At 52.9% G+C, this 19,521-nt stretch carries 17 protein-coding genes; 9 read left to right on the forward strand and 8 right to left on the reverse strand.

What is annotated here, in order from left to right; translation table 11 throughout:
• Positions 1–17: 17 nt before the first annotated feature.
• From cdd to deoA, 3 genes are read left to right on the forward strand one after another with little or no spacing between them, the layout of a single operon-like run.
• Positions 18–431, forward strand: a complete 414-nt coding sequence (cdd, locus tag COO92_RS04540; protein WP_022730700.1) for a cytidine deaminase — start codon at positions 18–20, stop codon at positions 429–431.
• On the forward strand, positions 428–1,234 hold the full coding sequence (locus COO92_RS04545) for a purine-nucleoside phosphorylase (protein WP_101300284.1): 807 nt from the start codon (positions 428–430) through the stop codon (positions 1,232–1,234). Before cdd ends, COO92_RS04545 begins: the two co-directional genes overlap by 4 nt.
• 59 nt (positions 1,235–1,293) lie before the next feature.
• Positions 1,294–2,634 (forward strand): thymidine phosphorylase, encoded by a 1,341-nt coding sequence (deoA, locus tag COO92_RS04550; protein WP_101300286.1) that lies wholly within the window; start codon positions 1,294–1,296, stop codon positions 2,632–2,634.
• 58 nt (positions 2,635–2,692) lie between these two features.
• Here deoA and COO92_RS04555 read toward each other — a convergent pair whose 3' ends face one another.
• Positions 2,693–4,291: a GMC family oxidoreductase gene (locus COO92_RS04555; RefSeq protein ID WP_101300287.1), complete on the reverse strand. Its 1,599-nt coding sequence runs from the start codon at positions 4,289–4,291 to the stop codon at positions 2,693–2,695.
• Between the two features lie 408 nt (positions 4,292–4,699).
• Here COO92_RS04555 and COO92_RS04560 point away from each other — a divergent pair, with 408 nt between their 5' ends.
• Positions 4,700–5,464 carry a DeoR/GlpR family DNA-binding transcription regulator gene (locus COO92_RS04560; RefSeq protein ID WP_101300289.1) on the forward strand — a complete coding sequence of 255 codons (765 nt, stop codon included), beginning with the start codon at positions 4,700–4,702 and terminating at the stop codon, positions 5,462–5,464.
• A 21-nt stretch (positions 5,465–5,485) separates the two neighbouring features.
• Here the strand turns inward: COO92_RS04560 and COO92_RS04565 are convergent, their stop codons facing one another.
• The 6 genes from COO92_RS04565 to COO92_RS04590 all read right to left on the reverse strand — a co-directional run bounded on the left by COO92_RS04565 (position 5,486) and on the right by COO92_RS04590 (position 13,159).
• A complete protein-coding gene (locus tag COO92_RS04565; RefSeq protein WP_101300291.1) occupies positions 5,486–6,304 on the reverse strand; it encodes an ABC transporter ATP-binding protein in 819 nt (272 codons plus the stop codon).
• A gap of 160 nt (positions 6,305–6,464) precedes the next feature.
• The gene (locus COO92_RS04570) at positions 6,465–7,175 is read right to left on the reverse strand and encodes an amino acid ABC transporter ATP-binding protein (protein WP_198413558.1); all 711 of its coding nucleotides are present in this window, start codon (positions 7,173–7,175) and stop codon (positions 6,465–6,467) included.
• Positions 7,176–7,268: 93 nt separating this feature from the next.
• Positions 7,269–8,372, reverse strand: coding sequence for an amino acid ABC transporter permease (locus tag COO92_RS04575; RefSeq protein ID WP_101300295.1), 1,104 nt, complete (start codon positions 8,370–8,372; stop codon positions 7,269–7,271).
• Between the two features lies 1 nt (position 8,373).
• On the reverse strand, positions 8,374–9,570 hold the full coding sequence (locus COO92_RS04580) for an amino acid ABC transporter permease (RefSeq protein WP_101300297.1): 1,197 nt from the start codon (positions 9,568–9,570) through the stop codon (positions 8,374–8,376).
• 115 nt (positions 9,571–9,685) lie between these two features.
• Positions 9,686–10,708 carry an amino acid ABC transporter substrate-binding protein gene (locus COO92_RS04585; RefSeq protein WP_101300299.1) on the reverse strand — a complete coding sequence of 341 codons (1,023 nt, stop codon included), beginning with the start codon at positions 10,706–10,708 and terminating at the stop codon, positions 9,686–9,688.
• A 498-nt stretch (positions 10,709–11,206) separates the two neighbouring features.
• Positions 11,207–13,159 carry an acetoacetate--CoA ligase gene (locus COO92_RS04590; protein ID WP_101300301.1) on the reverse strand — a complete coding sequence of 651 codons (1,953 nt, stop codon included), beginning with the start codon at positions 13,157–13,159 and terminating at the stop codon, positions 11,207–11,209.
• A 421-nt stretch (positions 13,160–13,580) separates the two neighbouring features.
• Here COO92_RS04590 and moaB point away from each other — a divergent pair, with 421 nt between their 5' ends.
• From moaB to COO92_RS04615, 5 genes are all read left to right on the forward strand, one after another.
• The gene (gene moaB / locus COO92_RS04595; RefSeq protein WP_206186360.1) at positions 13,581–14,111 is read left to right on the forward strand and encodes a molybdenum cofactor biosynthesis protein B; all 531 of its coding nucleotides are present in this window, start codon (positions 13,581–13,583) and stop codon (positions 14,109–14,111) included.
• Positions 14,112–14,181: 70 nt separating this feature from the next.
• Positions 14,182–14,961 (forward strand): sulfite exporter TauE/SafE family protein, encoded by a 780-nt coding sequence (locus COO92_RS04600; RefSeq protein WP_101300303.1) that lies wholly within the window; start codon positions 14,182–14,184, stop codon positions 14,959–14,961.
• 268 nt (positions 14,962–15,229) lie between these two features.
• Positions 15,230–16,249 carry a methyl-accepting chemotaxis protein gene (locus COO92_RS22340; protein WP_101300305.1) on the forward strand — a complete coding sequence of 340 codons (1,020 nt, stop codon included), beginning with the start codon at positions 15,230–15,232 and terminating at the stop codon, positions 16,247–16,249.
• A gap of 190 nt (positions 16,250–16,439) precedes the next feature.
• A complete protein-coding gene (locus COO92_RS04610) occupies positions 16,440–17,252 on the forward strand; it encodes a hypothetical protein (RefSeq protein WP_101300307.1) in 813 nt (270 codons plus the stop codon).
• Between the two features lie 72 nt (positions 17,253–17,324).
• Positions 17,325–18,086 (forward strand): IclR family transcriptional regulator, encoded by a 762-nt coding sequence (locus COO92_RS04615; RefSeq protein WP_101300309.1) that lies wholly within the window; start codon positions 17,325–17,327, stop codon positions 18,084–18,086.
• A 59-nt stretch (positions 18,087–18,145) separates the two neighbouring features.
• Here the strand turns inward: COO92_RS04615 and COO92_RS04620 are convergent, their stop codons facing one another.
• Positions 18,146–19,486, reverse strand: a complete 1,341-nt coding sequence (locus COO92_RS04620; protein ID WP_165792279.1) for a diguanylate cyclase — start codon at positions 19,484–19,486, stop codon at positions 18,146–18,148.
• Positions 19,487–19,521 lie beyond the last annotated feature (35 nt).

Below are 19,521 nucleotides of genomic sequence, written 5' to 3' on the forward strand. Positions count from 1 at the left end.
AAAACAGGACGAAAACGATGGGTACGACACAACAGGCACCGCGCGATTTGATTGACGCGGCCCTTGCTGCTCGCGACAAGGCATATGCGCCTTATTCAAAATTCCATGTCGGGGCGGCATTGCGCACGGGCAATGGTCAAATCATCGCTGGATGTAACGTTGAAAATGCGGCCTATCCCGAAGGTGTCTGTGCCGAGGCCGGGGCGATTTCGGCCATGGTTTTGTCGGGTGAAACCAAGTTTGATGAGATTGTCGTGGTTGGTCTGGGTGACGTTGCCTGCACACCATGCGGCGGCTGTCGTCAGAAAATCCGTGAATTTACCGGACCAGACGCAACCATTTTCATCATCAATGATCAGGGCGAAACGCTTCTGACCCTGACCCGCGAAGCCTTGATACCGCATTCCTTTGGGCCGGAGAACTTGAAATGAGCAATGTCAAAGCCGCACTTGAGGTCATCGCATCAAAGGCCCCGGATTTTAAGGCCGATGTCGCCATGGTGCTTGGCAGTGGGCTGGGCGGGGTGGTTGATGCGGTCAGTGACCCGATCAAGATTGCCTATGAAGATGTGCCGGGCTTTCCGTTGCCGACAGTGCACGGACATGGCGGGCAGCTTGTCCTTGGGCGGATCGGCGGTGTGTCGGTTGCGGTCATGCAGGGGCGCGCGCATTTTTACGAACATGGCCGTTCGGATCTGATGGCCGAACCACTTGAAACTCTGCGTGAACTTGGCGCGGATCGCTTGATCCTGACCAATGCGGCTGGGTCGCTTGTGCCCGATGCCGTGCCGGGAAGCCTGATGCTGATCACCGACCATATCAGCATGTTTGGACCCAATCCCTTGATTGGCTATCACGGCGATGACCGCTTTGTCGGGATGGATGTGCCCTATGATCCGGAAATCGGGGCAGGCTTGCATCAAACGGCGGCACAGCTGGGCATTAAACTGTTTGAAGGCACCTATTGCTGGTGCACCGGGCCAAGCTTTGAAACGCCGGCTGAAATCAAGATGCTTAAGGTGCTGGGCGCGGATGCGGTTGGTATGTCAACTGTGCCTGAAAACATCCTTGCCAGACGGCTTGGTTTTAAAGTCGCAGCCGTTTCAAACATCACCAACCTTGCCGCGGGCATGAGTGCGACGCCGCTTAGCCACGCGCAAACTCTTGAGATGTCCAAAGAAGGTTCCGCCAATCTTATCCGTATCTTGTTGCAGTACTTTTCACGTTCTGCATGAACTCGAATTTTCGGGTCTGGACCAAGTTAAATTAACGATAAGCCCGCAGGAGACAGCTTATGCTGCCCCAAGAAATCATTCGCCGTAAACGCGAAGGCGACGTTCTTAGCGACGCCGAAATTGCCTTTTTCGTCAAAGGCATTGCCGATGAAACCATCAGCGAAGGGCAGGTTGCTGCCTTCGCGATGGCAGTCTTCTTTAACGGCATGACCATGGATGAACGGGCGGCCCTGACGCGCAACATGCGCGATAGTGGCACGGTTCTCGATTGGAAGGCACTTGGCCTTGACGGGCCGGTTGTCGATAAGCATTCGACCGGCGGGGTTGGCGACAAGGTCAGCCTGATGCTCGGGCCAATTGTCGGCGCATGCGGTGCCTTTGTGCCGATGATTTCCGGGCGTGGTCTTGGCCATACGGGCGGCACGCTCGACAAATTTGACTCTATTCCGGGCTATCGAACCGCACCGACACTCGAAGAATTTGCCAAAGTCACCCGTGAGGTTGGCTGTGCGATTATTGGTCAGACGGCCGATCTGGCACCAGCCGATAAACGGTTTTATGGCATTCGTGATGTCACCGCGACGGTCGAAAGCATCCCGCTGATCACCGCGTCCATTTTGTCAAAGAAACTGGCGGCTGGACTTGATGCCTTGGTGATGGATGTCAAATTCGGGTCGGGTGCCTTCATGAATGAATATGAACGCGCGCGTGAATTGGCACAAAGCATCACCGAAGTCGCCACCCGCAATGGTGTGCCGACAGTGGCCCTTCTGACCGATATGGAGCAGGTTCTGGGCGATACGGTTGGCAATGCGCTTGAAATGCGCGAAGCGATTGATTTCCTGACCGGAAAGCATCAAGAACAGCGGGTCTATGACGTCACCATGGCGCTTGCTGCTGAGATGCTGGCGGTCAGTGGCGTTGCAACCGATGTCGCCGATGGGTTCCAGATGGCCGGTGAGGCACTTGAAAGCGGCAAGGCCGCCGAAGTGTTTTCCAAAATGGTTTCAAGCCTTGGCGGACCGTCAGATTTCGTTGAGAAACACGACAAGTACCTTGAAGCCGCCCCGATGGTGCAGGTGGTCAAGGCGGCCAAAACCGGACGGGTTCTGTCGATGGATGCGCGCAAAGTGGGCTTGGCTCTGGTGGCCCTTAAAGGCGGTCGGACCCGAGCCGATCAAAAGATCGACTTTGCCGTTGGCTTTAGCGACTTTATCAAGGTCGGCCAGCCGGTGTCGGCTGAAACGCCATTGTGCATGGCCCATACCCGCGATCAGGCCCAGCTTGATGAAGCAACGGCCCTGCTGCGCGATGCAATTGAAATCGGCGAGGGTGAGGTGGCTCAAACCGGTAACGCACCTGCCGTTCGCGAACGGATCGTTGCCAGCAAAAAGTCCTAAGACGTTCTTGCAAATATGAACCATCAAAAGCCGGGGATCATCCCCGGCTTTTTGCGTATTAAGCGTTGGCTGCAGCCTTGATCATGGCCGCAGCTTTTTCTGCGATCATGATGGTCGGCGAATTTGTGTTGCCCGAGGTGATCGTTGGCATGACAGACGCATCAGCAATCCGCAAACCTGTCAGCCCGCGAAGACGCAGTTCCGGGTCAACAACTGATGCCGGATCCGCCCCCATTCGGCATGTGCCGACAGGATGGAAAATGGTCGTGCCGATATCACCCGCCGCACGAATAAGGTCATCCTCAGTTTCATAAGACGGACCGGGTTTGAATTCTTCGGGGCGATAGGGGGCCAATGCAGGCTGTTGCGTAATCTTACGCGTTAGACGAATTGAATCAGCCGCGACCGTTTTATCCGCATCCGCTGAAAGGTAGTTTGGCGCAATGGCAGGCTGTTCACGGTAATCGGGACTGCTGATATGAATGCTGCCGCGGCTTTGCGGGCGCAGATTACACACGCTGGCGGTAAAGGCGGGGAACGGATGTACCGGATCACCAAACTTTTCCAAGGACAGCGGCTGCACATGGTATTGCAAGTTTGGTGTGTCAAACGAGCTGTCTGAGCGCGTAAACACGCCAAGCTGGCTTGGTGCCATGGACATCGGACCAGACTGTTTGAACAGATATTCAAGCGCGATACTGGCCTTGCCAATCAGGCTGCTGGCTTTTTCATTCAGGGTGCGAATACCGCTGACCTTATAGGCACAGCGCAATTGCAAATGGTCTTGCAGGTTCTCACCGACTTGCGGGCGATCAAGGGTTTGTTCGATGCCATACTGTTGCAAAACGTCTCCACGACCGATCCCCGACAGCTCAAGGATCTGGGGCGACCCAACTGATCCCGCACATAAAACGGTTTCGCGCGATGCGGTCACGGTTTCGATCTGACCATCTCGTTCATATTCAACGCCCGTCACGCGGCCATCGGCGATGGTCAGACGACGCACATGGGCATTGGTGCGGACTTCAAGGTTCTTGCGATTAAGGGCAGGGCGCAGAAACGCCTTTGACGTGTTCCAGCGAATGCCGCGCTTTTGGTTCACATCAAAATACCCGGACCCTTCATTGGTACCGCGGTTAAAGTCCGATACTTTCGGAATGCCTGCCTCGGCTGCGGCATTTTGAAAGGCATCAAGGATGTCCCAGCGCACACGCGCCTGCTCGACACGCCATTCACCGCCCGCGCCATGCATCTCGTCCGAACCCTTATAATGGTCTTCGGACTTTTTAAAGAATGGCAAGACATCGTCCCAGCCCCAGCCAGAACAGCCCGCCTGTTGCCATTGATCATAATCATTGGCCTGACCACGCATGTAAATCATGCCATTGATTGACGAACATCCGCCCAGAACCTTGCCGCGTGGATAGCCCAATGACCGGCCATTCAGCCCCGGCTCGCGCACGGTCTTAAAGCACCAGTCAACATTGGGATTGCCGATGCAATAAAGGTATCCAACCGGGATATGGATCCACGGGTTGCGATCCTTTCCACCGGCTTCAAGTAGTAAAACTTTCGCATTTTCGATTTCGGAAAGCCGATTGGCCATCGTGCAGCCGGCCGAGCCGGCACCAATCACGATGTAATCAAAATGATCCATGCGGTCCTCCGGCCCTCAAAGCATCGGGGACGCATATCAATGTGCGTAAATGGTTGGTCATTGTGGGACCCTCCCTGGTGGGCATATTCTTGTTTTTGATCGAATATTTTATGTTTATCGACGCTACCATTGATCCGATGAGCGGGAAATATATTCATTGGGAATATGCTTTCCAGCATACGGAAAATTGATGTTGCCCGCATATGGAATGGCAAAGGGAAAGGTCAAAATAACCGACGTATTCTGATGCGATCATCGCATCATATGTTCGATTACAATGATCCCAATTCTTTTGACTTCAAATGCTTCGCAATCAGAAAAGGTTGCATCTTGTGCGGATAGATCGCATTTTGATCGTCAATGAAAATTCGCCGTCCAAGGTGAAAATCCGCACAACAGGAGAACGTCATGGGTAAATTGGATCGTCGCCGCCGTGAAATACTTGAACTGGTGGCTTCCAATAGCTTCATGACCATTGATACCCTGGCGGACCATTTTTCAGTCACCCCGCAGACCATTCGCCGTGACATCAACGAAATGGCCGAAGAAGGCCTGATTGCCCGCTATCACGGAGGGGCTGCCAGCGTTTCGACCACGGAAAATACCGCCTACACGGACCGGCAGGTTCTTAATCTTGGCAGCAAGCGTGAAATCGCCCGACTGGTCGCCGACCACATTCCCGAAGGCGCATCGCTGTTTATCAATATCGGCACCACCAACGAAGAAGTCGCCCATGCCCTGTCGGGCCATACCAGCCTTAAGATCATCACCAACAACCTGCATGTCGCCGAAATTTGTGCGGCCAATCCGGGATTTGAAGTGATCATCGCCGGGGGTGTTGTCCGCCAACGTGACTTTGGCGTGATTGGCGAGGCGACCATCGATTTCATCAACCAGTTCAAGGTTGATTTTGCAATTGTCGGGATTTCCGGTGTCGATGAAGACGGCAGCCTGATGGATTTTGACTACCGTGAAGTCCGCGTTGCGCGGGCAATTATTTCCAACGCACGGCAGACGTTCCTGTGCACCGACGCGTCAAAATTCGGTCGCCGTGCGATGGTGCGTCTTGGCCATCTTTCGGAAATTGATGCGCTGTTTACCGATCGCCATCCGGGGCCGATTTGGTCCGATGTTATCCGGGATGCAGACGTATCGGTCTATACCGCCAACTAATCTTAAAGCTGATCGCCGTCATCAGGCGTAAACGCCATCATCGCGTTTGCCTGCCCGCATGGTGATTGGACCATGTGACGATCCCTTGAGCATCTGGGTCAGATGGTCGTTGTGCGCGTCATCAATGCGACTGGTCGGGCCAGACCAATAGACCTTGCCATTATGCATCATCATCAGGTTCTGATACCGGTGGCGCGCGATCTGCATGTCATTGGTGATTGAGATAACAGTGGTGCCGCGTTGCTCGGCTATTTTGGCAATCATCAATTCGATATGATTGGACAGAACCGGGTCAAGGCCCGCTGTCGGGTTATCAAGCAACAACACAGCTGGATCCGATGAAATGGCGCGCGCGATGCCCACACGTTTCTGCATGCCACCAGACAGGTCGCTGGGTGACAGGGTGGCACTTTCTTCGGCAAGCCCAACATGCCCCAGAAGGTCAATCGCGTGCGCCTTTGCTTGGCTGCGGTTCATGGTGCCAAGCTCAATCTGGCGAAAACAAATGTTTTCCCAAACCGTCAGGCTGTCAAACAGGGCATTTTGCTGAAACAGCATGCCGATTTTTGATGCCCATTCCGGGCGTTTGTCCGCATTCGGTTTGCTGACATCATCACCATCAAGAACGATGGTGCCACTATCAGGGCCGTAAATACCCACCAAACATTTCATCAGAACGCTTTTACCCGCCGCTGACGGCCCGATAATCGCAAGCGTCTCACCCTTTGCCAGACGCAGATCAACACCATCCAGCGCCAACGTGGTGCCAAACCGTTTGGTAAGGCCATCAACCGTGATGAAAGAAGGCGTGATCGGTGCTGTTGATGTTGGCTGTGTCATATGACTTCCGGGTTTTGCTTCGGCTTTGAAAGTGGCTTGGCCGCTGATGGAGGCGAGTTTCGGCAATTGGCGGGCAGGGGGCAAGCGAGAAATTCACAAAAAACAAAGCGGCCCCGTTTGAGGCCGCTTTGCAGATGTGTTTTGGGTCTTGATAAACCGCTTAATGCGACAGGATCTGGCTGAGGAACAGCTTGGTCCGTTCGCTTTTGGGGTTATCAAAGAACTCGTGCGGTCCAGCCATTTCGATGATCTGGCCTTCATCCATAAAGATCACGCGATCAGCGACCTCCTTGGCAAAGCCCATTTCATGAGTCACACACAGCATGGTCATGCCTTCTTTGGCCAGTTCGACCATGACATCGAGCACTTCCTTGACCATTTCCGGATCAAGGGCGGACGTCGGCTCATCAAACAGCATGATTTTCGGCTGCATGCAGAGCGAACGGGCAATTGCCACACGCTGCTGCTGGCCACCCGAAAGTTGACCGGGGAATTTATGGGCCTGTTCGGCAATTCGAACACGCTCAAGATAATGCATCGCCAGATCATTGGCTTCTTTCTTGGGCATCTTGCGAACCCAGATTGGTGCCAACGTCAGGTTTTCCAACACGGTCATATGCGGGAAAAGGTTGAAGTGCTGGAACACCATGCAAACATCCCGGCGCACGGCTTCGATGTTTTTAACATCATCGCCCAGCAGGATGTCGTTCACGGTGATTTCGCCTTGTTGATAGACTTCAAGACGGTTCAGCGTACGGATCAGCGTTGATTTACCTGAGCCCGAAGGTCCGCAAATAACGATACGCTCACCTTTACGAACGGACAGGTCAATATCCTTGAGAACATGGAAATTGCCGTACCATTTGTTCATTTTGGTGACGGTGATGACATCCTCCGAAGAAGGAGGAGGAACAGCACCGGTTTTGGTTTCAGTTGCTACAGTCATTGTTTTTTCCTCAACGCCTTACCTGCGTTCGCCTTTGCGAAGTTCTTTTTCAAGATAGGCGGAATATTTCGCCATCGAGAAACAGATCAGGAAGAAGATTGCCGCGGCGAAGGTGTAACCTTCGACGTAATACTTGGTCCAGGCCGGGTCGCTGCGCAGTGCCAGCTTTACCGTACCAAGGAAATCAAACAGGCCGATGATGACGACCAGTGTTGTGTCCTTGAACATGGAAATAAAGCTGTTCACGGTTGGCGGTATAACCAGACGCAAAGCTTGCGGCAGGATGATCAGTCGCATGGACTGCCAGTATGAAAGTGCAAGGCTTTCACCTGCTTCAAACTGACCGCGCGGTACCGCCTGCAAACCACCACGGAATACCTCAGCAAGGTAGGCGGCGGTAAACAGGATGATACCGATCTGTGCACGCAGCAACTTGTCGATGGTCACCCCATCAGGCAAAAACAGCGGGAACATCACGGACGCCATGAACAAAACCGTAATCAGCGGTACACCACGAATGACTTCGATATAGACGACCGACAGAGTTTTCAGTGCGGGCATGTTTGACTGACGCCCAAGGGCGAGCAACAGGCCAAACGGGAACGCAAAGACGATACCAATCGACGACAGGATCAGGGTGAGCGGAAGGCCACCCCAATAGCTGTTCTGGACATAGGTAAGACCCAGAACGCCGCCCCACATCAAAATGGCAATGATCGGAACGCCAATCACCCACATCGGGATGATCCATTTGCGAACACTTGGGTATTTAACACCGCCCAAGCTGGCGCAAATGATCCCCATCAGCAAGATCATGGCAAGCAAGGGACGCCATTGTTCATCATACGGGTAGGTGCCAAACAGGATCAGTCGCAGGTTCGCATTGACAAACCCCCAGCACGCACCTGTTGCCTCGGCACAGCCTTCAATCGTCGGAGTAAGGGTCGCATTGATGATTCCCCACTCGATGATTGGCGGTATTAGCCAAAGCAGAAAGGCAATGGAACCAAGTGTCAGGATGGTGTTGAACCAGCCGTCAAACAGGTTCTTCTTTGACCAGGTTACAGCACGTTCCGTAAATGTACCGACCGGTAGAGGAGGTAATTTTGCTTTTTCTGACATGTTACCTCTCCACCAGAGCCATTTTCTTGTTGAACCAGTTCATAAAAAGCGAGGTCAACAAGGACAAACCAAGATAGACAGACATGAAGATCGAGATGGCCTCAATCGCCTGACCTGTCTGGTTCATGGTCGTGTTGGAAACGGAAACCAGATCAGGATACCCGACAGCCACAGCCAAAGAGCTGTTTTTGGTAAGGTTAAGATACTGGTTGGTCAGAGGCGGGATCGCAACACGCATGGATTGTGGCAAGATCACCTTGCGAAGCGCAACAGAGCGTTTGATGCCAAGGCTGTCGGCCGCTTCCCACTGGCCCGAGGACACTGCTTGAATCCCCGAACGCACGACTTCTGCAACATAAGTCGACGTATAAACCGTCAAGCCGATCAAAACCGCCATGAATTCCGGTGAGATGTTATATCCACCCTGAATGTTAAAGCCCTTGAGGGCTGGCGTGCTAAGTTCGGTTGGCGCACCACCGATAAGATAGGCCAGGAAGACAAGGCCGACAAAAATACCAATGCCTGTTAACAGCATCGGGAAGGGTTGTCCTGTCGCATCCTGACGTTTGGTCGCCCATTTCTTGATGAAATAAATGGCCACAAACGCAATGATCGCGGCAATGCCCATCAATGTATAGGCGTTGTCAGCCACGGGAACAGGCAAATACATGCCACGCGACGTCAGTAAAACACCCGGTAGGGGCTCAAAGGCATCGCGCGGATGCGGGAACGCTGCCGGAATAAGCGCATACCAGAAGAAAAGTTGAAGCAAAACCGGGATGTTACGGAATGTCTCGACATAAACAGTTGCCAGTTTGCGAACGATCCAGTTCGACGACAAGCGGGCAACGCCAAAGATAATTCCAATAATCGTGCAAAGGACGATGCCAAGCACCGCAACCTTCACGGTATTGAGAAGACCGACAATCAGTGCCGTCGCGTAATCGCTTTGCGCACTGTAGTTGATCATTGTCTCGCTGATCTCGAAGGATGCTTCAAGATCGAGGAACCCGTAACCGGTAGAGATGTTCTGTTTTTCAAGATTGTACAGGGTGTTGGACACCAGATACCAGCCAGCCAGAATAACAAGGCCGATTGCTATAATCTGATATAAAACCGCACGCACATTCTCGTCATTGAGATAATCGACGAGGCTCTTGGAACGAACATCCCCCGGGGCATGTTGAGGCTTACTCATATGACCCTCAGGTGTAGATTGTATCCAATGAATGGGCACCTAACGAAAAGCTCCGCCCATGCGTCAAGGCAGTGGGGCGGAGCTTCGTAGGTTTAGTTAGCCGTTGCTAAGCGAATTAGCGAACCGGCCAAGCGTACTGCAGGCCACCATCGGTCCACAGAGCGTTCAGACCACGCTCAAGACCAAGTTTCGCGGTAACGTTTTTCTCATAGCTTTCGCCATAGTTACCAACCTGCTTGATGATGTTGTATGCCCAAGCTTCATCAAGACCAAGAGCTTCACCCATGCCCGGTGAAACGCCCAGCAGACGCTGGATACCCGGGTTGGTGCTGTTCGCTTTCATGTCGTCAACATTTTCCATGGTGACGCCGAATTCTTCAGCTTCAACCATGGCAAGGAATGCCCAACGTGCAACGTCCGACCACTGTTCGTCACCCTGGGCGACAACCGGGCCGAGCGGCTCTTTAGAAATGATTTCCGGAAGGATCATATAGTCATCCGGGTTTTCAGCCATGGTGGTGCGGATCGAAGCAAGACCCGAAGCATCCGTGGTGTACACGTCGCAACGACCTGAGAAGAAGGCTGCAGTTGCTTCGTTGATGTTTTCGATCACGACCGGCTCAAAGCTCATGCCTTTTGCACGGAAGTAATCAGCAAGGTTCAGCTCGGTGGTGGTACCTGGCTCAACACAGACGGTTGCGCCGTCAAGCTCGGTCGCGCTCGAAACGCCAAGAGCTTTCGGGATCAGGAAGCCCTGACCGTCATAGTAGTTGATGCCGACAAAAGTCAGACCAAGTTTCGCATCACGGGTCGTGGTTGCAGTGGTGTTACGCGACAGGATGTCGATTTCACCAGACTGCAGAGCCGTGAAACGCTGTGCTGCGGTCAGCGGGGTGTACTGCACGCTGTTGGCATCGCCAAGTAACGCTGCTGCGATACCACGGCAAATGTCAACGTCGATGCCTTCCCACTTGCCTTCAGCGTTGGCAGCAGAGAAACCCGGAAGACCGGTGTTCACGCCACACTGAACGAAACCTTTTGCCTTAATACCGTCCAGTACTGCACCAGCGTGTGCGTTCTGTGCGGCGATGGCTGCAACAGTCATTGCGCCAGCGGCCAGGATCGTTTGAATTTTCATAAGAAAGAGCTCCCTTATTAGCAAAGCATTGTTTTTAGCTTTTGTGCCACCCTGAATATGCGTTTCGGCATATCCATCAGTCCAAAACTTAATCGGACAGCCAAAATAAGAAATTTTAGGCCGCCATGTGTCAAGTATGAAAAGTTTTCAGTGTCCACCCATACTGTCAAATAAGCAGTAAAATCAGCTGTTTTTACCCCCTAGCGACGCTTTAAGCAGGGGCAGGTGATGCGCGTAAATTAGTAGAAAATTGTGTTTTTTCAATCGCTTGATGAATTCATTCGTTGAATGTTCGCTAAAGTAGGAAAATGCACGAACTTTTTTTCGTAATGTTAACGACAGTGATTAAAAATATGCCACATCAGGTTCATGATTAAAAAATAAACACTGTTGCGATGCGGAATCGGAGTTTGTGATCATTCATTCTAATCTTTCCCAGATGGACGGGATGTGCACGGGGCAAAAGAAAACCCCCGCCGGTTAGGGCAGGGGTAAAATTCAGCTTTTCAGTTCACCAAGATTGGAAAATAATTCCAGTGCTGTCGGGTTTGCTAGGGCTTCCTGATTTTTAACCGGCCTCCCATGGACCACATCACGTACCGCAAGCTCGGTTATCTTGCCCGACTTGGTGCGTGGAATGTCTGCCACGGCAATGACCTTGGCGGGGACGTGTCGGGGCGTACAGTTGGCCCGTATCTGCTTCTTGATCTTGTCGATAAGTGCGGTATCCAACACGTTGTTTTCGCGCAGCACAACGAACAGGATCACTCGAACGTCATTATCCCATTCCTGACCAATGACAATCGATTCCTGAATTTCAGGCAGCATTTCCACCTGTCGGTAAATCTCGGCGGTGCCAATTCGAACGCCACCCGGGTTCAGGGTTGCGTCGGATCGGCCGTAAATCACCATGCCGCCCTCATCATCAAGTTCGACATAATCGCCGTGACACCAGATGTTCTCGAATTTATCGAAATAGGCGCTGTGATATCGCGATCCATCCGGATCATTCCAGAAACCAACCGGCATCGATGGGAACGGTTTGGTACAGACCAACTCACCTTTTTCATTGCGAACCGGTTTGCCGTCGTCATCAAAAACATCGACAGCAACGCCAAGGGCACGTGTTTGAATAACTCCGCGCTTAACAGGCAGGACAGGCGAGGCCAGCACAAAGCAGCCAAGGATGTCTGTGCCGCCTGAAATCGACGCCAGATGAATGTCATTTTTAATGTCGCGATAGACATAATCAAAGCTTTCCGGCGCCAATGGCGATCCGGTTGACGTCATTGCGCGCACACTTGACAGGTCATGGGTTTCACGCGGCTTGAGATCGGCCTTGGCCAGTGCATCAATATATTTGGCAGACGTCCCAAACAGGGTCATGCGTTCCGCATCGGCATAGTCAAACAGGATGTTTCCACTTGGATAGAACGGGGAACCGTCATACAGCAGCAAGGTCGCACCGGCCGCCAGTCCTGCCATCAACCAGTTCCACATCATCCAGCCACATGTGGTGAAATAAAACACACGGTCACCGGGCGCTACATCACAGTGCAGAACATGTTCGGATACCTGTTTAAGAAGCGTGCCGCCGGTCCCATGCACAATGCATTTTGGTTTACCGGTCGTGCCCGATGAAAACATCACATATAGCGGATGATTGAATTCGACCTGTTCGAAAACGATCGTCTCAGTGCGAAATGGTGCAACGAAATCATCATAGGAAATTCCGCCGCGGATCCCGGTGGTGTTGGTGCCATCGAATGCATAAGGAACAATGACAACCTTCTTGAGGCTATCGATGCGGTCCACAACATCTCGGACCTTTTCGCGGATGTCATGCTGCTTGCCATTATAATGGTAGCCATCCACCGTGATCATGATGGCGGGTTCGATTTGCCCAAACCGGTCAACCACACCCTGTACGCCAAAGTCAGGGGAGGCCGATGACCACGTCGCACCAATCGTCGCGGTTGCAAGCATCGCGACAACGGTTTCATTCATGTTGGGCATATAGCCACATACGCGGTCGCCTTTGACAACACCCTCGGCGCGCAAAGCTTGCGAGAATTTTGAAACAGCGATGTTGAGCTCGGCCCAGGACATGCGCGATTTGACTTTATCTTCGCCCCAGAACACCAGTGCATCGCTGTCGTCATCGCGCACCAGCAGGTTTTCAGCAAAATTCAGGCGCGCATCGGGGAAAAACTGTGCGCCGGGCATCTTGTCGCCATCAATCAGGATGCGCTCGCCCCAGCTTTCTGCCTTAAGCCCAGTATATTCAATAATGGCAGGCCAGAATGCCTCGATGTCATCAACCGACCAATCATACAGGGCTGTGACGCTCTGCAGGTTGAGCCCATGCTTGTCGTTCACCCAGCGGCGGAAGCGGGTGACATTCGCATTTTCGATACGGTCTTTCGCAGGTTGCCAAAGTAAGTCGCTCATGATGTGTCCTCTGTTTCCTGCCAATGTCTGGTTTTCGGTGCGGCGCATCGTTTATCTGGCGCTAAATTGGTATCTCGTTACCGCTTTTTACGGCTAAAAATATTGCACTTCAAGAACAGTGACAAGGAAGTCCATAATTGGTAATACCAATTTCTGGATATTTTTTAAAGTTATCTGTTATTATCGTGTGCTTAGAGTTCTGTTTTTAAACATATATTTGATCGATTTATGTGATGAAAAATAGTTTGGTGATTGTGGCCTGAAATCTGACAGATTGATAATAATATAACCGAAATGGGTGTATTTTTGTTTCTTCATGATTCGTCGTCTTGGTGATTTCAGGCCAAATACGCAAAATTTCTTGCGCTTGCGACAGGGCGTACTAGGTTGGCGGGGCACCGAGCAAAAAGGGAGACTGGTCTTGGCTGGGATTGATGAAAGTCGCGCGTTTGTACCGATTAATATTGCCGTCCTGACGGTCAGCGACACCCGTACCCAATCCAATGATACATCTGGCGATATTCTTGCCGAACGTATCGTGCAGAAGGGGCATTGTGTCATTGATCGCAAAATCCTGCCCGATGATCAGGACAGTCTTGTGGCGCAACTCGACGCCTGGTGCGACGCGCCTGATGTTGATGTGATCATCACAACTGGCGGGACCGGCGTGACCGGCCGTGACGTGACGGTCGAAGCCCATCGTCGGCTGTATGAAAAGGAAATCCCGGGATTTGGCGAATTGTTCCGTTGGCTTTCGTTTAAAACAATCGGGACCTCAACCGTTCAATCGCGCGCAACAGCAGGCGTGTGCCGCGGGACGTATATGTTTGCGCTGCCCGGTTCAACTGGCGCCTGTAAGGATGCGTGGGATGATATTTTACACTATCAACTCGATATCCGTCATCGCCCGTGTAATTTCGTTGAATTGATGCCGCGCCTGACCGAGGTTTAAGCCGTCGTCCGTCCCCAGTGTGCGATGCCCGTCAGGGTGTTGCATCCCTCCGATCCAAACAGGAAGCCCCATGGAATTCATCACCGACCCGTTCTTTTATGCTGTTGGTATCCCCGCAGTTCTGATTGCAGGCGTATCAAAAAGCGGCTTTGGCGGCGGGTTGGGGGTCATGGCCGTTCCCTTGATGGCGCTTGCGGTATCGCCGCAGGCTGCTGCGGCCATCATGTTGCCAATCCTGTGCATGATGGATCTCGCCAATGTCTGGGCCTATCGGAAACGCTGGGATCGTCGCAACATGATGATCCTTGTCCCTGCCGCCCTGGTTGGCATTCTGGTTGGAACCTTGTCGTTTAGCTATCTGAGCATTGCAGCGGTAAAACTGATCATTGCGGCCATCGCGATCATCTTTACGCTTGATCACTGGCTGCGCGGCAAGAATGCCGGCGACACGCCCAAGCCCGCGACATGGGGCAAGGGGACGGTGCTTGGCGGGTTGGCTGGTTTTACCAGCTTTGTGGCCCATGCAGGCGGGCCACCCGTATCGATGTTTTTATTGCCGCAACGCATGGATAAATCGGTCTTTGTCGGAACGACGGTAATGTTCTTTATCGTTGTGAACTACGTCAAGCTAATCCCGTACTGGTTTCTTGGGCAGTTTGATGCCTCAAACCTTGGTACGGCGGCCCTGTTGATCCCGGTGGCACTGTTTGGCACATGGCTTGGGCTTTGGGCGCATGACAAGGTCAATGTCGTGGTATTCTACCGCGTTTGCTATGGCCTGCTTTTTGTGACCGGGCTTAAGCTTTTGTGGGATGGGGTGACGCACTTCATTTCGGTTGGCGCGGTTTAAGCAAGGCGCCCCAACCGGCGTCTTCGGTCGCCCTTGGTCTGTTCCGATTTTCAAAGAGAACATGAACACTTCTGCGGTTTGGATCGTTCACCTATCCATACGTCGCATAGGGTGCTGATCTGACGGCGAACATATCGGTTGTTTACGGTTGGTGATAACTGCATTAAGAGTTTTTCTGCTGATAAAATAACCAGAAAAAATGGCTGATTAAAATAAACACAAGCCAAAAGCTGGAGGAGACGGGTGTGCATCGAGGAGCTTGGTTTAAATGCCAGAAAGAATTCTGCAGGTGGCAACGGACATGTCCGGGCAGGCCAACGAAAAAATAACCGAAATCAAGGCTGTTACGCGCGCAACACGAACGCTGGCACTCAACGCCTTGATCGAGGCGGCCCGGGCCGGTGATGTTGGTCGCGGCTTTGGGGTTGTCGCCAATGAGGTCAAGGATATCTCGCAGCGCGTCACCATAATCACCGAAGAGCTTGAGAAAATGTTTCTCGATCTCGCCTTTGATCTTGAGCGGACAGCACAAACCGCGCGCGGGGATCGATTTGCCGATCTTGCGCGTTATGCGGTCGAACTGATGGATCGCAATTTGTACGAACGATCCTGTGATGTGCGCTGGTGGGCAACGGATGCAGCCGTGGTCGATGTTTGTGAGCATGCGCATGATGATGCGATAGCGGCGCGCGCGTCTGAACGACTGGGCGTGATCCTTGATTCCTACACCGTCTATCTTGATCTTTGGGTTGCCGACCGTGATGGCAATATCATCGCCAACGGACGCCCGAATGAGTATCGCCTCAAAGGTGTAAATATCTCAGATCAGAAATGGTTTCAGGATGCGCTGCGTTGTCGCGACGGCGGGCAATATGCGGTTGCCGACGTGGCGCGCAACAGTCAACTCCGCGATGCCGCAACCCCGACATATGCGACGGCTGTGCGCAAGAATGGTGCCGCACATGGTGAGGTTATTGGTGTTATGGGGGTGTTTTTTGATTGGGAAAGTCAGGCACCCATGATCGTAAAATCATTGAATTTCAATGATGAAGAACGTGAACGCACCCGGGTTTTGTTGATTGATGTCCACAATCGGATATTGGCCGCCTCCGATGATAAGGGCGTTCTCACGGAGAAATTTGACCTTAAGGTCGATGACCCTGCAATCGGCTCATACCTTCTTGAGGATAAATCCCTTGTCGCCTATGCGTTGACCCCCGGCTATGAAACATATCAGGGGCTTGGGTGGCGCGGTGTTATTGTGCAGGCACCCAAACCAGTGAAATAGCATTCAGGGCTCTTTATGTGCGACGTTGTGAAACAGGCTCCCTTGTTTGGGGGCCTGTTTTTTTTATGTCCCGGCCCTGCAACGGGAACCACCTGAAATGGTTCATGCTTGTCTAATGCCCGCAAAGGCGATAGCGATATAAGCAGATTATCGATAAATTGTTTTTGATGCGAATGGCGGAGAACTTCGATTGGCGCTGATTTTGGCAAAGCTTGCAGTTTCGATTGGCGTGGTGCTGGGCCTGTCGATGCTGGCGGAACGTGCCGGGCCACGTGTGGCCGGTGTCTTGGCTGGATATCCGCTGGGAACGGCAATCCTGCTGTATTTCATCGGGATTGAGCAGGGGATCGATTTTGCCAGTAAAAGTGCGGTCTATGCCTTTCCCGGTCTGATCGCGACCTTATCGTTTCTGTATGCGTATTTTCTGGCGTCGCGCCGCTGCACGCAGCTTCCTGTCTTGCCGCAAATATTGCTGTGTTCGCTATGCGCCTTTGCAGCCTTCCTTGGCGTGTCCTGGCTGTTCCAACTGACCGAAATGTCCTTGACGCAGGCGGCGATCATTCTGCTGGTGGCGATGTTTGTTGCCCTCATCCTGTTTCGAAAAATCGAAAATGAAAGCATCCTGAACCGTGTGCGCCTGACAAAAAGCGTTGTGCTGTTGCGCGCTGCTCTGGCGTCACTGATTGTTTTGATCATTAGTGGCCTTGCCGCATGGATCGGCCCGCGTTGGTCGGGGTTACTGTCGGGGTTCCCGGTGACGCTGTATCCGATCATGCTGATCTTGCATTTCACCTATGGCGCGGGACCGGTTCATACCCTGATCCGTAACTTCCCGCGCGGCATGGGGGCTTTGTGGGTGTATATCCTGACCGTGTCGCTGGGCTATCCTGTTATGGGGCTTGAGCTTGGGACGCTGGCGGCGTTTGGCATCGCAACTGTTTATCTGGTCAGTTATTCCACTTTCGTCTGGATGCGACGAAAGTCCGTGCAAGCATCGGGCTGATTTCATACCATCACGACCTAAAAGTAAAATAAGGGCCCGTCCCGAAAGGCCACTTCAGGGAGATTACGCTGCATGCAGCAGGTACAGTCACTGGTCAGGGCATTAAGCATCCTCAACGCGCTCGCCGAGAGCGACGACGGCATGACGCTGACCGAAATTGCCGGGCAGGTTAAATTGCCCCCATCAACCGCCCATCGATTGCTGACCACGATGCAGTACGAACGCTACGTCGCCTTTGATGGCGAACGGACATTGTGGTTCGTCGGCGTGCAGGCATTCAGTGTTGGCAATTCCTTTACCAAAAACCGTAATCTGAGCCAGATCGCCCGACCCTATATGCGGGCCCTGATGGAAGACAGCGGCGAAACCGTAAATCTTGCCGTCGCCGATGGCGGCGAGGTGATCTTCCTGTCTCAGGTCGAGTGCCGCAAAATGATGCGCGCACTTGTCACACCGGGGCGCCGGGCATTGATGCATTGTTCTGGCGTGGGAAAGGCCTTGCTGGCGTTCCTGCCAGACGAAGAACTCAGTGCGGTGATTGAAAAGCACGGCCTGCCAAAAATCACCGAACGCACACTGGTAACCACAGGTGCCCTTAAAAAGGATCTGGAACGGTCCCGTCAGCTTGGCTACGCGCTTGATGACGAAGAACACGCTGTTGGGTTGCGCTGTGTTGCCGGAGTTGTCCGTGACGAAACCGGCAATCCGATTGCTGCCTTGTCGCTGTCCGGGCCTGCGGCACGCATTCCCAATGACCGTATTGAACAGTTCGGTTTAAAAGTACGGCGCGTCTGTGCCGACCTTAGCCGCGAATATGGCGGGGTTCCGGTTTAACAACCGATTGGCATTGGCGGGCTGCTTCCGCCCGTTTCGGGCAAGGCCGGCTGTCGGGCTTAGCTGTTTTCGGACCGCTTGGTGGTGGCGAACCGGAATGTATTGCGCCCGTTTTTCTTGGCCATATACATCGCACTGTCAGCCGCCGATATAAGCTCGTCAATGGTTTCGGCGTGATCGGGATAAAGCGATATGCCAATGGATGCTGTAACAAGATAGGGCGCTTCGTCCGGGCCAAGGTCAACCGGGCTTGAGGTCAGGGCATCTTTCAGTTTGTTGGCGACAATTTCGGCATCCTCGGGGGTTTCTGACCCCGACAGGATGACGGTAAACTCATCGCCACCAATGCGCGCAACCGTATCGACATCGCGTAACTTCGCACTCAGCCGTGCGGCGACGTCCCGCAGGACTTTGTCGCCAATGATATGGCCGCGCGTGTCATTGAGAGTCTTGAACCCATCCAGATCAATATACATCAGCGCAAAGCATTCCCGTCGACGTTTGGAAAGCTTGATCGCAAATGTCAGCCGATCCATAAACAGATATCTGTTGGGAAGCGACGTCAGCGCATCGTGATTTGCCTGAAACCGGATTTGTTCTTCGGCGGTTCTGCGTTCGGTAATGTCACGGAAACTGGTCAGGCGAAGTGTCTTGCCATCAATAAGCACGTTTCGCCCATTGATCTCGCAGGGGAACTGACTGCCGTCGTGTCGTTTTGCCATCGCCTCATAGGGTTTGTCATAACCCGACTGGATATTGTCCGTCACGGTTGGCAATGTTTCAGATGAAATAATATCCGCCGCACTAAGGTTCAAAAGTGCGGTGCGCCCATACCCGAACATGCGTTCCGCCGCATTGTTGGCATCAACGCATTTACCGCTGTCATGAAGAAACAAAGCTTCATTGGAAAGATTGGCCATGGTTTCCAGACGGGTCTGGCTTTCACGGCGCAAATTGCGTTCGCGCACCAGCTCGGTAATATCCCAGACAATACAATCAATCTGGCAATCGGACGTATATGGCGGCAGGGCGCGCATCTGAACCCGCAACCAGCGTTGTTCGTGTTCCTTGGTGGTAAGCGGAAGTTCCGCCACCGTGATGTCGCCTTGGGCGGAAATTGCGTTTTCCCGAAGGTTTATAAGAGATGCATGGTCAAGAATGTGATCGCGAAGATCGGGACGACTGTCTGTCGCAAGATTGGCCCCAATCCAGTCCAGACCCTGTTCGGAGGCAAATTCAATCAGGCCATCTTTGTCGATCCGAAAAACCAGACCGGGCAGGCGGGCAAAGAACCTTGCACGGGCGCGGGCATTGCGGCGCACGATAAGGTGCAGGCCAATCATGCCAAGTCCGGTCAGTACAAAGAAAACAACGGATGAGGGGAATGCCGAAGAAACCATCAAGGTTTCTGTGGTCCCCAGTACAACATGGGCAC

The sequence above is a fragment of the Thalassospira lohafexi genome (genome assembly GCF_002844275.1).
Classification (GTDB): Bacteria; Pseudomonadota; Alphaproteobacteria; order Rhodospirillales; family Thalassospiraceae; genus Thalassospira; species Thalassospira lohafexi.

Bases quoted from the DNA above. Each gene is read 5' to 3' on its own strand.
- cdd (WP_022730700.1), top strand. From the start codon at position 18: ATGGGTACGACACAACAGGCACCGCGCGATTTGATTGACGCGGCCCTT.
- COO92_RS04545 (WP_101300284.1), top strand. From the start codon at position 428: ATGAGCAATGTCAAAGCCGCACTTGAGGTCATCGCATCAAAGGCCCCG.
- deoA (WP_101300286.1), top strand. From the start codon at position 1,294: ATGCTGCCCCAAGAAATCATTCGCCGTAAACGCGAAGGCGACGTTCTT.
- COO92_RS04555 (WP_101300287.1), bottom strand. From the start codon at position 4,291: ATGGATCATTTTGATTACATCGTGATTGGTGCCGGCTCGGCCGGCTGC.
- COO92_RS04560 (WP_101300289.1), top strand. From the start codon at position 4,700: ATGGGTAAATTGGATCGTCGCCGCCGTGAAATACTTGAACTGGTGGCT.
- COO92_RS04565 (WP_101300291.1), bottom strand. From the start codon at position 6,304: ATGACACAGCCAACATCAACAGCACCGATCACGCCTTCTTTCATCACG.
- COO92_RS04570 (WP_198413558.1), bottom strand. From the start codon at position 7,175: ATGAACAAATGGTACGGCAATTTCCATGTTCTCAAGGATATTGACCTG.
- COO92_RS04575 (WP_101300295.1), bottom strand. From the start codon at position 8,372: ATGTCAGAAAAAGCAAAATTACCTCCTCTACCGGTCGGTACATTTACG.
- COO92_RS04580 (WP_101300297.1), bottom strand. From the start codon at position 9,570: ATGAGTAAGCCTCAACATGCCCCGGGGGATGTTCGTTCCAAGAGCCTC.
- COO92_RS04585 (WP_101300299.1), bottom strand. From the start codon at position 10,708: ATGAAAATTCAAACGATCCTGGCCGCTGGCGCAATGACTGTTGCAGCC.
- COO92_RS04590 (WP_101300301.1), bottom strand. From the start codon at position 13,159: ATGAGCGACTTACTTTGGCAACCTGCGAAAGACCGTATCGAAAATGCG.
- COO92_RS04600 (WP_101300303.1), top strand. From the start codon at position 14,182: ATGGAATTCATCACCGACCCGTTCTTTTATGCTGTTGGTATCCCCGCA.
- COO92_RS22340 (WP_101300305.1), top strand. From the start codon at position 15,230: ATGCCAGAAAGAATTCTGCAGGTGGCAACGGACATGTCCGGGCAGGCC.
- COO92_RS04615 (WP_101300309.1), top strand. From the start codon at position 17,325: ATGCAGCAGGTACAGTCACTGGTCAGGGCATTAAGCATCCTCAACGCG.
- COO92_RS04620 (WP_165792279.1), bottom strand. From the start codon at position 19,486: ATGGTTTCTTCGGCATTCCCCTCATCCGTTGTTTTCTTTGTACTGACC.